This is a genomic window from Serratia sp. CY56464, from assembly GCF_052168435.1.
Taxonomy (GTDB): domain Bacteria; phylum Pseudomonadota; class Gammaproteobacteria; order Enterobacterales; family Enterobacteriaceae; genus Serratia; species Serratia marcescens.
Genome location: NZ_JBJNMV010000001.1, coordinates 2,471,748 through 2,486,051 on the forward strand (window position 1 = coordinate 2,471,748; position 14,304 = coordinate 2,486,051).

A 14,304-nucleotide genomic window follows, 5' to 3' on the forward strand; every position below is an offset into this window, starting at 1 on the left:
ACGAATATATAAGCAAAAATTAAGAATATTAAACCCAATATCAGAAAACTTATTGATTAACGCACCGCGGTTAATTAAACACGGCCCGGAATAACTCGGCAGGAATAGATGATTTGCTCAATGGCAGACATAAAAAAAGCGCGGTCTAAGCCGCGCTGATTCATTAATTTTCGAGGCGAATAAGATTAGCCTTCGATTTTCGCCCAGGTATCACGCAGGCCGACGGTGCGGTTAAACACCAGATGATCGGCCGACGAGTAACGGTTGTCGGCGCAGAAGTAGCCTTCACGCTCGAACTGGTAGGCCTTCTCCGGCTGTGCGGCCGCCAGACTCGGCTCGACGAAGCCGTGCTTGATGACCAGCGATTCCGGGTTGATGGTGGAGAGGAAATCCTCCGCCGCGCCTGGGTTAGGCACGCTGAACAGGCGATCGTACAGGCGAATTTCCGCCGGCAGCGCGTGCGCCGCGGACACCCAGTGGATCACGCCCTTCACCTTGCGGCCGTCGGCAGGATCTTTGCTCAGCGTTTCCGCATCGTAGCTGCAGAAAATGGTGGTGATCTCGCCCGCTTCGTCCTTCTCGACGCGCTCGGCCTTGATCACGTACGCATTGCGCAGACGCACTTCCTTGCCCAGCACCAGACGCTTGTACTGCTTGTTGGCTTCTTCGCGGAAGTCGGCGCGATCGATATAGATCTCGCGGCTGAACGGCACATCGCGGCTGCCCATTTCCGGCTTGTTCGGGTGGTTAGGCATGGTGACCATTTCCACCGCATCGCCCATGTTCTCGATGACGACTTTCACCGGATCCAGCACCGCCATAGCGCGCGGGGCGTTCTCGTTAAGATCGTCGCGAATGCAGGACTCCAGCGCCACCATCTCGACGTTGTTGTCTTGCTTGGTCACGCCGATGCGCAGGCAAAACTCGCGAATCGAGGCGGCGGTATAACCGCGACGGCGCAGGCCGGAGACGGTCGGCATGCGCGGGTCATCCCAACCTTCGACGATCTTCTCGGCCACCAGCTGGTGCAGCTTGCGCTTCGACATGATGGCGTATTCGAGGTTGAGACGCGAAAACTCGTACTGCCGCGGGTGGCAAGGAATGGTGATGTTATCCAGCACCCAGTCATACAGACGGCGGTTATCCTGGAATTCCAGAGTACACAGCGAATGGGTGATCCCTTCCAGCGCATCGGAAATGCAGTGGGTGAAATCGTACATCGGGTAGATGCACCATTTGTTGCCGGTCTGGTGGTGTTCGGCGAACTTGATGCGGTACAGCACCGGATCGCGCATCACGATAAACGGCGAAGCCATATCGATCTTGGCGCGCAGGCAGGCGGCGCCTTCGGCGAACTCGCCGTTGCGCATCTTCTCGAACAGCGCCAGGTTCTCTTCCACGCTGCGGTCGCGGTACGGGCTGTCTTTGCCCGGCGCGGTCAGGGTGCCGCGATATTCACGGATCTGCTCCGGCGACAGCTCATCGACGTAGGCCAGCCCCTTGGTGATCAGCTCAACCGCATACTGGTGCAGCTGATCGAAATAGTCTGAGGAGTAATGAACGTTGCCGCTCCACTCAAAGCCCAGCCACTCCACGTCGTGCTTGATTGACTCCACGAACTCGATGTCTTCTTTCACCGGGTTGGTGTCATCGAAACGCAGGTTGCACTGGCCCTGATAGTCCTTGGCGATGCCGAAGTTCAGGCAGATGGACTTGGCGTGGCCGATATGCAGATAGCCGTTAGGCTCCGGCGGGAAACGGGTATGTACCGACGTGTGTTTCCCCGACGCCAGATCTTCATCGACGATCTGACGGATAAAATTGGTTGGGCGGGCTTCAGCCTCACTCATTTCACTGTTCCTCAATGCAAAGCGCTACACATAACCGCCTATGATCCAACAAGCCACGTCTGGAAACAACCGTTTGTTTCACGAAAAATGCGGCATATTGCACCCTCGGCGCGCAGCGCGCCGCCGTGGCGCGAAACGGGATAAAAAAAGCGGGAAGAGATCGCTCTCTTCCCGCCAAGTCGGGGCAAACTCCGCCATGATGCGTGACCGGCCCCGGGTACTACTCAGGTAAAAACGGCCTTACTTTTGGATCTCGTACAGCTTGGTCTGACCGGCGACCACTGAGCCGCTGGCCAGCGCCGCCAGGCCGGCATAGTCGTCAGAGTTGCTGACCACCACCGGGCTGATCATCGAACGCGCATTGGCGTTCAGGTAATCCAAATCCAGTTCCAGAATCGGTTGACCGGCTTTCACTTCCGCGCCCTCTTCCACCAGGCGTTTGAAGCCCTGGCCTTCCAGCGCGACGGTGTCGATCCCCATGTGCACCACAATCTCAGCGCCCTTGTCGGTTTCCAGGCAGAAGGCGTGGTTGGTATTGAAGATTTTCACCACGGTGCCGTCAGCCGGCGACACGACGATGTTGTCGGTCGGGCGAATCGCCAGGCCGTCGCCTACCGCCTTGCTGGCGAAGGCTTCGTCCGGCACCTGATCGAGCGCCACCACTTCACCGGTTACCGGCGCCACCAGCGTTTCAAACGCGGCTTTCGGTGCGTTCGGCACCGCCTGCGGTTTGGCTTCCGCAGCAGGAGCCGCCGCCGGAGCCGCCGCAGCCGCCACCGGGCCGGCCGCAATTACGTTGCGCATTGCGCTGGCAATCAGCTCGGCACGGGTGCCGACGATCACTTGCACGCTCTGCTTGTTCAGACGGATAACGCCCGACGCGCCGAGGCGCTTCGCCAATGCGTCGTTCACCAGCGCAGAGTCCTTCACGTTCAAACGCAGTCGGGTGATGCAGGCGTCGATGCCGGTCAGGTTGTCGGAACCGCCGATCGCGCCGACGTAGCGACGGGCCAGCGTGGTGGTTTCATTCTCGTCTTTACCGGCGCTGCTGTTGACGTTGACGTCATAACCGTCGGTTTCGTCACCGGCAACCGCCAGCTCGCGACCTGGGGTCATCAGGTTGAACTTGTTGATGGTGAAGCGGAACACCACATAGTAGATAACGAAGAACACCAGGCCCTGCGGGATCAGCATATACCAGTGGGTCGCCAGCGGGTTACGCACCCACAGCATCATATCCACCAGGCCGGCGCTGAAACCGAAACCTGAAATCCAATGCATGTTAGCGGCGATGAACACCGAGATACCGGTCAGTACGGCGTGGATCACGTACAGCACCGGTGCCACGAACATGAAGGAGAACTCCAGCGGTTCGGTGATGCCGGTAAAGAAGGCAGCGAATGCCCCCGCCATCATGATCCCCAGTACCTTCGCCTTATTCTCAGGACGCGCGCAGTGATAGATGGCCAGCGCCGCGCCCGGCAGACCGAACATCATGATCGGGAAGAAGCCCGCCTGATAACGGCCGGTGATGCCAACAACCGCTTTGCCCGCGTCGATCGACTGCTGGCCGCCGAGGAAGTTAGGGATATCGTTGATGCCGGCCACGTCGAACCAGAACACCGAGTTCAGCGCGTGGTGCAAGCCGACCGGGATCAGCAGGCGGTTGAAGAAGGCATAGATGCCCGCGCCGACGGAGCCCAATTTTTGGATGTGTTCGCCGAAGCTCACCAGAGCGCCGAACACGACTGGCCAGACGAACATCAGGATGTAAGCGACCAGGATCATCAGGAAGGAAATGAGGATCGGCACCAAACGGCGGCCGCTGAAGAACGACAGCGCCTTAGGCAGCTCAACGCCGCTGAAGCGGTTGTACACTTCGGCGGAGATGATACCCACCAGAATACCGACGAACTGGTTCTCAATCTTGCCGAACGCGGCAGGCACCTGATCGAGCGGGATCTTCTGAATCATCGACACGGCGGCCGGTGAACAGAGGGTAGTCAGCACCAGGAAACCGACGAAGCCGGTCAGTGCGGCAGAGCCGTCCTTGTCTTTGGACATGCCGTAGGCGACACCAACGGCGAACAACACCGCCATATGATCGATAATCGCAGAGCCAGACTTAATCAATAAGGCAGCGAAAGCGTTGTCGCCGCCCCAACCAACAGGGTCAATCCAGTACCCGACGCCCATCAAGATGGCGGCGGCGGGCAGCGTGGCGACCGGCACCATCAGCGCCCGTCCCACCTTTTGCAAATAACTAAGAATGTTCACCTTTTCCCCCTATGTTGTCCGCGGACGGACCCTATTAGTAGTTTATTTGAAGCTCTCACTACCTTTTTAGAAACAATGCTTGGCACGTATCACTCATGCCGAGTGTAAAAAATTTATTTTGTATCGCAAATTAAAACCTCCCTTTTTGTGATAAATATCACCAAAAAGTAGTCTTCACCTCCCAGATTGCTGGCCATCACACAAAACTTATTTTATCATTCAAAAAATCAACCGAACGGACGATTCACGCGAGAATCATAAAGCTGGGTTACGCTTAGGACTCCCGCAGGCCCGTACAGTATAGCTTTAGTTTACTTATCCCAAGAGGTGTTAGATGAGACTTATCCCACTGAAAGATACCGCACAAGTCGGCAAATGGGCCGCGCGTCATATCGTTCAACGCATCAACGCATTCAAGCCAACCGCAGAGCGCCCGTTTGTACTCGGCCTGCCTACCGGCGGCACGCCGCTGGAAGCCTACAAACATCTGATTGCGATGCACAAAGCAGGTGAAGTAAGCTTTAAGCATGTTGTGACTTTCAACATGGACGAGTACGTTGGCCTGCCGCAGGAACACCCGGAAAGCTACCACACCTTCATGTACCGCAACTTCTTTGACCACATTGATATTCCTCGTGAAAATATCAATCTGCTGAACGGCAACGCCGCGGATGTCGACGCCGAGTGCCGCCAGTACGAAGAGAAGATCAAGTCTTACGGCAAAATTAACCTGTTCATGGGCGGCGTGGGTATCGACGGCCATATCGCGTTCAACGAGCCGGCTTCGTCCCTGGCTTCGCGCACCCGCATCAAAACGCTGACCGAAGACACCCGCATCGCCAACTCGCGCTTCTTCGGCGGCGACGTCAGCTTGGTGCCGAAATATGCGCTGACCGTCGGCGTGGGTACGCTGCTGGACGCGGAAGAGGTGATGATCCTGGTGACCGGCCACGCCAAGGCGCAGGCGCTGGAAGCCGCTGTGGAAGGCAACATCAACCACATGTGGACCATCAGCTGCCTGCAGCTGCACGCCAAAGCGGTGGTGGTGTGCGACGAACCGGCCACCATGGAACTGAAAGTCAAAACCGTCAAATATTTCCGCGAGTTAGAAGCGGAAAGCGTGAAAAGTCTTTAATCTTTGCAGGGGGCTACGATGTTCGCTTTAACCCACGGCCGAATCTATACCGGCCACGACGTACTTGATGACCATGCAGTCATTATCGCTGATGGGCTGATTGAGAAAGTCTGCCCGGTGGCTGAATTGCCCGCCGGCATCGAAACGCGCGACCTGGGTGGCGCCATCCTGGCCCCCGGGCTTATCGACGTGCAGCTGAACGGCTGCGGCGGCGTCCAGTTCAACGATTCGCTGGAAGCCATCTCGGAAGAAACGCTGGAGATCATGCAGCGCGCCAACGAGAAATCCGGCTGCACCAGCTATCTGCCGACGCTGATCACCAGCAGCGACGAATTCATGAAGCACAGCGTCGACGTGATGCGCGCTTATCTGAAAAAGCACCAAAACCAGGCGTTGGGCCTGCACCTGGAAGGGCCGTACCTCAGCCCGGTGAAAAAAGGCACCCACAACCCGGCGTTCATTCGCAAGCCGTCCCAAGACATGATCGATTACCTGTGCGCCAACGCCGACGTGATCACCAAGGTGACGCTGGCGCCGGAAATGGTTGAGCCGCACTTTATCAAGCAGCTGACCGAGGCCGGCATCGTGGTCTCCGCCGGCCACTCGAACGCCACCTACGATCAGGCGCGCACCGGCTTCGCCGCCGGCATCAGCTTCGCCACCCACCTGTACAACGCCATGCCGTATATCACCGGCCGCGAACCGGGGCTGATGGGGGCTATCTTCGATACGCCGGAGGTCTATACCGGCATCATCGCCGACGGCCATCACGTAGCCTGGGCGAGTATCCGTAACGCCAAACGCCTGAAAGGTGATAAATTGGTCTTGGTCACCGACGCGACCGCACCGGCGGGTGCAGATATTGACCAATTTATTTTCGCCGGTAAAACAATATACTATCGGGATGGGCTGTGCGTGGATGAGAACGGCACCCTGAGCGGTTCCGCGCTGACCATGATCGAAGCGGTGCAAAACAGCGTCGAGCATATCGGCATCGCGCTGGACGAAGCGCTGCGCATGGCGACGCTGTACCCGGCGCGCGCGATCGGCGTCGATCACCGCCTGGGCACCCTCGAAGCCGGCAAGGTGGCTAACCTGACCGCCTTCACCCGTGATTTCAAGATCACCAAAACGCTCGTTAACGGTAACGAGGTTTAATTCAATGAACAGCGAGTAACATTATTGATGAGCACTGGCGGACAAGCACAAATAGGGAACGTTGACTTAGTCAAACAACTTAACGGCGCGGCAGTTTATCGCCTGATCGACCAACAGGGCCCGATCTCGCGCATTCAAATCGCCGAACTCAGCCAGCTCGCCCCCGCCAGCGTCACTAAGATTACTCGCCAGCTGCTGGAGCGCGGGTTGATCAAAGAAGTCGATCAGCAAGCCTCCACCGGCGGCCGCCGCGCGATCTCCATCGTGTCGGAAACCCGTCATTTCCATACCGTCGCGGTGCGCCTCGGCCGCCACGACGCCACCATCACGCTGTATGACATGAGCGGTAAATCGCTCAGTGAAGAACACTATCCGCTGCCGGAACGCACCCAGGAAACGCTGGAGAATGCGCTGTTCGCCGCCATCACTCAATTCATCGAAGCGAACCAGCGCCGCCTGCGCGAGCTGATCGCCATCGCGGTGATCCTGCCCGGCCTGGTGGATCCGGCGCTGGGCGTGGTGCGCTATATGCCGCACATCAGCGTCAGCAACTGGGCGCTGGTGGACAACCTGCAGCAGCGCTTTAACGTCACCAGCTTCGTCGGCCACGATATCCGCAGCCTGGCGCTGGCGGAGCACTACTTCGGCGCCACCCGCGACTGCGAAGACTCGATATTGGTGCGCCTGCACCGCGGCACCGGCGCCGGCATCATCGTCAACGGGCAGATTTTTCTCGGCAACAACGGCAACGTCGGCGAGATCGGCCATATCCAGATCGATCCGCTCGGCGAACGCTGCCACTGCGGCAACTTCGGCTGCCTGGAAACGGTGGCCGCCAACGCGGCGATCGAACAGCGCGTGCGCCAGCTGCTGAGCCAGGGCTACCCGAGCAAACTGACGCTGGAAGACTGCGGCATCAACGCCATCTGCAAGGCCGCCAACCGCGGCGATCTGCTGGCCAGCGAAGTGATCGAACACGTCGGCCGCTATCTGGGCAAGGCGGTGGCCATCGCCATCAACCTGTTCAATCCGCAGAAGGTGGTGATCGCCGGTGAGATCACCGAAGCGGACAAGGTGTTGCTGCCGGCGATCCAAAGCTGCATCAATACCCAGGTGCTGAAGGACTTCCGCAAAAATCTGCCGGTGGTGACCTCCGAACTCAATCATCGCTCGGCGATCGGCGCTTTCGCCCTGGCCAAACGCGCGATGCTCAACGGCGTGCTCTTGCAGCGATTGCTGGAAAGCTGATCCGCCGCTTCTGGCAGGTGTGTTATCGTCACTTCTTGCCTGCCGTAATCATGAGAAACAGCGACAAATGAAAATCAAAAACGTTATATGCGATATCGACGGCGTGCTGCTGCATGACAATACGCCGGTGCCCGGCGCCGATCTGTTCCTGGCGCGCATCCAGGAACAAGGCATGCCGCTGGTGGTGCTGACCAACTACCCGTCACAGACCGCACAGGATCTGGCGAACCGCTTCGCCGCCGCCGGGCTGGAAGTGCCGGAGAGCGCGTTCTATACCTCGGCGATGGCCACCGCCGACTTCCTGCGCCGTCAGGAAGGCAAAAAAGCCTATGTGGTCGGCGAAGGTGCGCTGATCCATGAGCTGTACAAAGCCGGTTTCACCATCACCGACATCAACCCGGATTTTGTGATCGTCGGTGAAACCCGCTCTTACAACTGGGACATGATGCACAAAGCCGCCTACTTCGTCAGTAACGGCGCGCGCTTTATCGCGACCAATCCGGATAGCCACGGCCACGGCTTCTCGCCGGCCTGCGGCGCCCTGTGCGCGCCCATCGAGAAGATCACCGGCCGCAAGCCGTTTTATGTCGGCAAGCCCAGCCCGTGGATCATTCGCGCCGCACTGAACAAAATGCAGGCGCACTCGGAAGAAACGGTGATCGTCGGCGACAACCTGCGCACCGACATTCTGGCGGGCTTCCAGGCCGGCCTGGAAACCGTGCTGGTGCTGTCCGGCGTCTCCACGCTGAGCGACATCGAAACCATGCCGTTCCGCCCGAGCTACGTCTACCCTTCCGTCGCCGATATCACCATCTTCTGATCCATCGATGGCGGCTGCCCGGCCGCCATTATTTCCCTCTTCCTGACCGCAGTTTGAATTTAATTCGTTCATGGCCGCAAAAGGTTTCAGCCTGCCTGCGCTAAAAATCCTCATTATAAGTTTACGCCCCGCCAATAGCTGATATTGCCGGCGAGCGAAAAACTCTCCCCCCTAATGAATGAGGCTACCATGAGCACAAATAACATTATTAATGCCGTCGCCGCCGATGACGCGGCCATTATGCCATCTATCGCCAATAAAAAGATCCTGATGGGTTTCTGGCACAACTGGGCCGCCGGCGCCAGTGACGGTTATCAACAAGGCCAGTTCGCCAATATGAATCTGACCGACATTCCCGCCGAGTACAACGTAGTGGCCGTCGCCTTTATGAAAGGCCAGGGCATCCCGACCTTCAAACCTTACAACCTGTCCGACGCCGAGTTTCGCCGCCAGGTGGGCGTGCTGAACAGCCAGGGCCGCGCGGTGCTGATCTCCCTCGGCGGCGCAGACGCGCATATCGAGCTGAAGACCGGCGACGAAGACAAGCTGAAAGACGAGATTATTCGCCTGGTGGAAGTCTATGGCTTCGACGGCCTGGATATCGATCTGGAACAGGCGGCGATCGGCGCCGCCAATAATAAAACTGTCTTGCCTGCGGCATTGAAAAAAGTAAAAGACCATTACGCCGCGCAGGGGAAAAACTTTATTATCAGCATGGCGCCGGAATTTCCGTATTTGCGCACCAACGGCACCTATCTGGATTATATCAACGCCCTTGAAGGCTATTACGACTTTATTGCGCCGCAATATTACAACCAGGGCGGCGACGGTATTTGGGTGGATGAACTCAACGCCTGGATCACGCAGAATAACGACGCCATGAAAGAGGACTTCCTCTACTATCTGACGGAAAGCCTGGTCACCGGCACCCGCGGCTATGCGAAAATCCCGGCGGCGAAATTCGTCATCGGCCTGCCGAGCAACAACGATGCCGCCGCCACCGGCTACGTGATCGACAAACAGGCGGTGTATAACGCCTTCGCGCGTCTCGACGCCAAAAGCCTGTCGATCAAGGGCCTGATGACCTGGTCGATCAACTGGGACAACGGCAAGAGCAAAGCCGGCGTGGCCTACAACTGGGAATTCAAAACCCGCTATGCGCCGCTGATTCAGGGCGGCGTCACCCCGCCGCCGGGAAAGCCTAATGCGCCGACGGCGCTGACGGTCGCCGAGCTGGGCGCCACCTCGCTGAAACTGAGCTGGGCCGCCGCCACCGGCGCGTTACCGATCGCCAGCTACACCGTCTACCGCAACGGCAACCCGATCGGCCAGACCGCCGGCCTGTCGCTGACCGACAGCGGCCTGACCCCGGCCACCCAGTACAACTACTTCGTTACCGCAACCGACAGCCAGGGCAATACCTCGCTGCCGAGCAGCGCGCTGGCGGTCAAAACCGCCAACGACGGCACGCCGCCCGATCCGGGTGCGCCCGAGTGGCAGAACAACCACAGCTACAAAGCCGGCGACGTGGTGAGCTATAAAGGCAAGAAATACACCTGTATCCAGGCGCACACTTCCAACGCCGGCTGGACGCCGGACGCCGCCTTCACCCTGTGGCAGCTCATCGCCTAATCGCTAATCGATTGCCGGTCAAACTGGCCGGCAATCTCGCCATCACGCTAAAAATTGCATAATCGATAATTTTTCACGCCGATAACTGAACATCCGTTAAAAACCGCACCTAAGCAAACAACTATTTCTCAACGCATGGCTAAAACGCTTGCATCTCCCGCAGCTTTTGGCGCATTTTCATAACCACAGCGCAGCAAAACTGGGTTATCGCTGATAAATCGGCAATGCTGCCCATAAGAGTAAAAAACAACATCACAGTCATAAAAGCCCGTTAGGAGAGTTGTATGTGTTCTATTTTCGGTGTGCTCGATCTGAAGTCCGATCCCGTTGAACTGCGTAAGAAAGCGCTGGAGCTGTCACGTCTGATGCGCCACCGCGGCCCGGATTGGTCCGGCGTTTACGCCAGCGACAAAGCCATTCTGGCTCACGAACGCCTGTCGATCGTCGACGTCAACAACGGCGCTCAACCGCTGTACAACGCTGCGCACACCCACGTTCTGGCGGTCAACGGCGAAATTTACAACCATCAGACGCTGCGCCAACGGCTGAGCGACCGCTACGCGTTCCAGACCGGTTCCGACTGTGAAGTGATCCTGGCGCTGTACCAGGAGAAAGGCCCGGACTTCCTCGACGATCTGCAAGGCATGTTCGCCTTCGCCCTGTATGACACCGAAAAAGACGCCTACCTGATCGGCCGCGATCACCTGGGCATCATTCCGCTATACATGGGCCACGACGAGCACGGCAACCTGTACGTCGCCTCGGAAATGAAAGCGCTGGTGCCGGTGTGCCGCACCATCAAGGAATTCCCGGCCGGCAGCTATCTGTGGAGCCAGGACGGTGAGATCCGTGAATATTATCGCCGCGACTGGTTCGATTACGACAGCGTCAAGGACAACGTGACCGACGCCGCCGCCCTGCGCACCGCGCTGGAAGAGTCGGTGAAAAGCCACCTGATGTCCGACGTGCCCTACGGCGTGCTGCTGTCGGGCGGGCTGGATTCCTCGGTCATCTCGGCGATCACCAAGAAATACGCCGCGCGCCGCGTGGAGGATCAGGAACGCAGCGAGGCCTGGTGGCCGCAGCTGCACTCCTTCGCCGTCGGCCTGGAAGGCTCGCCGGATCTGCGCGCCGCGCAAGAGGTGGCCAACCATCTGGGCACCGTGCACCATGAAATCCACTTCACCGTGCAGGAAGGCCTGGACGCCATCCGCGACGTGATTTATCACATCGAAACCTACGACGTCACCACCATTCGCGCCTCGACGCCGATGTACCTGATGTCGCGCAAAATAAAGGCGATGGGCATCAAGATGGTGCTCTCCGGCGAAGGCGCGGACGAAGTGTTCGGCGGCTACCTGTACTTCCATAAGGCGCCGGACGCCCGCGAATTCCACGAAGAGACCGTGCGTAAACTGCTGGCGCTGCACATGTTCGACTGCGCGCGCGCCAACAAGGCGATGTCCGCCTGGGGCGTCGAAGCCCGCGTGCCGTTCCTGGACAAGAAATTCCTCGACGTGGCGATGCGCATCAACCCGAAAGATAAAATGTGCGGCAACGGCAAAATGGAAAAACACATCGTTCGCGAATGTTTCGAGTCCTATTTGCCGGCCAGCGTGGCCTGGCGCCAGAAAGAGCAGTTCTCCGACGGCGTTGGCTACAGTTGGATCGACACGCTAAAAGAGGTCGCTGCGCAGCAAATCAGCGATCAACAGCTCGAAACCGCGCGTTTCCGCTTCCCGTACAACACGCCGACCTCTAAAGAAGGCTACCTGTACCGCGAAATCTTCGAGGAGTTGTTCCCGCTACCGAGCGCCGCCGAATGCGTGCCGGGCGGCCCGTCCGTCGCCTGCTCGTCCGCCAAGGCCATCGAATGGGACGAATCGTTCAAGAAGATGGACGATCCTTCCGGCCGCGCCGTCGGCGTGCATCAGGCCGCCTATAAATAATCGCGCGGCGTTTTCCTTTGGGGCGGGCCTTTTGGCCCGCCTTTTTGTTGCCTTTTTCCTCCGCCAACTGCCTGAATTGCCGATTTTATCGCCATAATGTTCACAACCCAGACAAACGGCGCTTCCGGGCGCTTTTTCGGGAAAAAACTTGTTGACGCAAATCGGTCATATACGCATAATGCGCCCCGCAACGCCGATGAAGGCAAAGCAAAAAAAGAGGGCTACGTAGCTCAGCTGGTTAGAGCACATCACTCATAATGATGGGGTCACAGGTTCGAATCCCGTCGTAGCCACCATCTCTTTTTTGCATTTGCGGGAGTGGCGAAATTGGTAGACGCACCAGATTTAGGTTCTGGCGCCGCAAGGTGTGCGAGTTCAAGTCTCGCCTCCCGCACCATTTCTCTTCATCGTCGGCGCAGTATGTTGATGGGGTATCGCCAAGCGGTAAGGCACCGGTTTTTGATACCGGCATTCCCTGGTTCGAATCCAGGTACCCCAGCCATATTCTTTCGGGAACGGGGTTTCAACATAAGATTTGTTTGCAGGTGGGGTATCGCCAAGCGGTAAGGCACCGGTTTTTGATACCGGCATTCCCTGGTTCGAATCCAGGTACCCCAGCCATAACAAACTGCTTGCAAATCAAAGAAGTAAAAAGTAACATCGGCTACGTAGCTCAGCTGGTTAGAGCACATCACTCATAATGATGGGGTCACAGGTTCAAATCCCGTCGTAGCCACCATAATTGGGGTGTCGCCAAGCGGTAAGGCTCTGGTTTCTGATACCAGCATACCCAGGTTCGAATCCTGGCACCCCAGCCATATTTAGAAAAGCCCGCTTCGGCGGGCTTTTTGCTGTCTGGCGTTCAGCCAATCCTAACGGGCCCAGCCGCCGCTGAGCCCTACCGGTTACAATCCCAACGCGTACTTCAACGCATGCTCTTTCAGCTTGCCCGCCCGCTGCGCGGCCATCAGCGCCAGATTGCGCGCCACGTTCAGCGGCGCTAGGTTATTGCTGAAGGCGGTATAAAACAGATCCATGCCGCTCTGCATCAGCAGATTGTCGGTGCGACGGCGACGCTGATAACGCAACAGCACCGCCTCGCTGCTCCAGTCCTCTCCCTGATCCCGCGCCTCGCTCAACACATTCAACAAGGCATCCACATCGCGATACCCCAGATTGACGCCCTGCCCGGCCAGCGGGTTGATGGTATGCGCGGCATCCCCCAGCAGCGCCAGCCCCGGCAGCACGTAACGCTGCGCATGACGCCGCGTCAACGGGAACGATCCGGCGGCGTGCACCTTGACCGGGCCCAGTCGCGCTGGAAAAGCGGCGGCGATCTCGCGCTCCAGCTGCGCCGGCGGCATCGCCTGCAGTTGGCGAATGCGCTGCGGGCTGTCATACCACACCAGCGATGCCCAGCTGTCGTACAGCGGCAGGAAGGCGCGCGGCCCGGACGGGAAGAAGCGCTGCCAGGTCACATCCTGCTGCGGCGCGCCGGTATCGACGGTGATCAACATGCATGCCTGACGATACTGCCAACCGTTGGTGCCGATCGCCGCCAGCTTGCGCACCTGCGAGTTGGCACCATCGGCGCCGATAACCAGCCGCGCCTGCAGCGTTTCACCGCTGTCCAGCGTCAACTGCCAGGCCTTGTCCGCCCGCTGCAGCGATTGCAGCCTGGCGGGGCACAGCAACGTCAGATTGGCGCACTGCGCGAACTGCTGCCACAGCGCCAGCTGCAGAATACGGTTTTCCACCATAAAGCCCAGCTCCGGCAGCCCCAGGGACACCGCATCGAACGCCACCCGCGACGATGCCCATTCCCAGGTCTCCAGCCGGCGATACGGCGCCGTGCGCATCGCCGTCACGGCCGGCCAGGCGCCGAGCTGTTTCAGCAGCCCCACCGAGGTGCAGCCGATAGCGGAAATGCGCAGGTCCGGCGGGCTTTGCGCCTCGAACGCCTGCGGCGCCTGATGTTCCAGCAACGCCACCGACCAGCCCGCCTGCGCCAGCCCGAGGGTCGCCGCCGCGCCGACCATGCCGCCGCCCACCACCACCGCGTCATACCGATTTTGAGATGTCTTCATATTGGCTATGTTTTCTGTGTGAATGCTCGCCATCCCACCCGGGATGGCGTTTTGCGCAGTGTACCGGATTTTCGCTTCGGCTTCAGGTTGCGTGCCATTTTCCCCCGCGCTGGTCACAACGGCGGCAAATGATTACAATACGCGCCCT

The 14,304-nt window shown here is 58.6% G+C and carries 9 protein-coding genes and 6 tRNA genes; 12 read left to right on the forward strand and 3 right to left on the reverse strand.

Annotation, left to right across the window (positions count from 1 at the left end; translation table 11 throughout):
- Positions 1–185 precede the first annotated feature (185 nt).
- On the reverse strand, positions 186–1,850 hold the full coding sequence (gene glnS / locus ACJ8KE_RS12065; RefSeq protein ID WP_016928756.1) for a glutamine--tRNA ligase: 1,665 nt from the start codon (positions 1,848–1,850) through the stop codon (positions 186–188).
- Positions 1,851–2,090: 240 nt separating this feature from the next.
- Entirely contained in the window at positions 2,091–4,127 is a 2,037-nt protein-coding gene (nagE, locus tag ACJ8KE_RS12070) for an N-acetylglucosamine-specific PTS transporter subunit IIBC (protein ID WP_028127712.1), read from the reverse strand.
- Positions 4,128–4,461: 334 nt separating this feature from the next.
- Between nagE and nagB the strand changes: the two genes are divergently transcribed.
- The 12 genes from nagB (at position 4,462) to ACJ8KE_RS12130 (ending at position 12,887) form a co-directional block, all read left to right on the forward strand.
- Positions 4,462–5,262 carry a glucosamine-6-phosphate deaminase gene (gene nagB, locus ACJ8KE_RS12075; RefSeq protein WP_016928758.1) on the forward strand — a complete coding sequence of 267 codons (801 nt, stop codon included), beginning with the start codon at positions 4,462–4,464 and terminating at the stop codon, positions 5,260–5,262.
- An 18-nt stretch (positions 5,263–5,280) separates the two neighbouring features.
- Positions 5,281–6,420, forward strand: coding sequence for an N-acetylglucosamine-6-phosphate deacetylase (gene nagA / locus ACJ8KE_RS12080; RefSeq protein ID WP_016928759.1), 1,140 nt, complete (start codon positions 5,281–5,283; stop codon positions 6,418–6,420).
- Between the two features lie 27 nt (positions 6,421–6,447).
- The gene (gene nagC, locus ACJ8KE_RS12085; protein ID WP_016928760.1) at positions 6,448–7,668 is read left to right on the forward strand and encodes a DNA-binding transcriptional regulator NagC; all 1,221 of its coding nucleotides are present in this window, start codon (positions 6,448–6,450) and stop codon (positions 7,666–7,668) included.
- A gap of 67 nt (positions 7,669–7,735) precedes the next feature.
- Entirely contained in the window at positions 7,736–8,488 is a 753-nt protein-coding gene (locus ACJ8KE_RS12090; RefSeq protein WP_004939957.1) for an HAD-IIA family hydrolase, read from the forward strand.
- Between the two features lie 189 nt (positions 8,489–8,677).
- Positions 8,678–10,120 (forward strand): carbohydrate-binding protein, encoded by a 1,443-nt coding sequence (locus ACJ8KE_RS12095; RefSeq protein ID WP_239441681.1) that lies wholly within the window; start codon positions 8,678–8,680, stop codon positions 10,118–10,120.
- Positions 10,121–10,404: 284 nt separating this feature from the next.
- Positions 10,405–12,069, forward strand: coding sequence for an asparagine synthase B (asnB, locus tag ACJ8KE_RS12100; RefSeq protein ID WP_079449578.1), 1,665 nt, complete (start codon positions 10,405–10,407; stop codon positions 12,067–12,069).
- 219 nt (positions 12,070–12,288) lie between these two features.
- Positions 12,289–12,365, forward strand: a tRNA-Met gene (locus ACJ8KE_RS12105).
- A gap of 16 nt (positions 12,366–12,381) precedes the next feature.
- Positions 12,382–12,466 (forward strand) — tRNA-Leu (locus tag ACJ8KE_RS12110).
- Positions 12,467–12,496: 30 nt separating this feature from the next.
- Positions 12,497–12,571: transfer RNA gene (locus tag ACJ8KE_RS12115), tRNA-Gln, on the forward strand.
- A gap of 44 nt (positions 12,572–12,615) precedes the next feature.
- Positions 12,616–12,690: transfer RNA gene (locus ACJ8KE_RS12120), tRNA-Gln, on the forward strand.
- 41 nt (positions 12,691–12,731) lie between these two features.
- A tRNA-Met gene (locus tag ACJ8KE_RS12125) sits at positions 12,732–12,808 on the forward strand.
- A 4-nt stretch (positions 12,809–12,812) separates the two neighbouring features.
- Positions 12,813–12,887: transfer RNA gene (locus ACJ8KE_RS12130), tRNA-Gln, on the forward strand.
- 87 nt (positions 12,888–12,974) lie between these two features.
- Here ACJ8KE_RS12130 and ubiF read toward each other — a convergent pair.
- Complete coding sequence (gene ubiF / locus ACJ8KE_RS12135) at positions 12,975–14,156, reverse strand: 3-demethoxyubiquinol 3-hydroxylase (RefSeq protein ID WP_116403957.1); 1,182 nt, start codon at positions 14,154–14,156, stop codon at positions 12,975–12,977.
- Positions 14,157–14,304 lie beyond the last annotated feature (148 nt).

What these genes read in the sequence shown, in the direction of transcription:
- asnB (WP_079449578.1), top strand. Translation starts at nt 10,405, where the DNA reads ATGTGTTCTATTTTCGGTGTGCTCGATCTGAAGTCCGATCCCGTTGAA.
- nagC (WP_016928760.1), top strand. Translation starts at nt 6,448, where the DNA reads ATGAGCACTGGCGGACAAGCACAAATAGGGAACGTTGACTTAGTCAAA.
- ubiF (WP_116403957.1), bottom strand. Translation starts at nt 14,156, where the DNA reads ATGAAGACATCTCAAAATCGGTATGACGCGGTGGTGGTGGGCGGCGGC.
- ACJ8KE_RS12090 (WP_004939957.1), top strand. Translation starts at nt 7,736, where the DNA reads ATGAAAATCAAAAACGTTATATGCGATATCGACGGCGTGCTGCTGCAT.
- nagA (WP_016928759.1), top strand. Translation starts at nt 5,281, where the DNA reads ATGTTCGCTTTAACCCACGGCCGAATCTATACCGGCCACGACGTACTT.
- ACJ8KE_RS12095 (WP_239441681.1), top strand. Translation starts at nt 8,678, where the DNA reads ATGAGCACAAATAACATTATTAATGCCGTCGCCGCCGATGACGCGGCC.
- glnS (WP_016928756.1), bottom strand. Translation starts at nt 1,850, where the DNA reads ATGAGTGAGGCTGAAGCCCGCCCAACCAATTTTATCCGTCAGATCGTC.
- nagB (WP_016928758.1), top strand. Translation starts at nt 4,462, where the DNA reads ATGAGACTTATCCCACTGAAAGATACCGCACAAGTCGGCAAATGGGCC.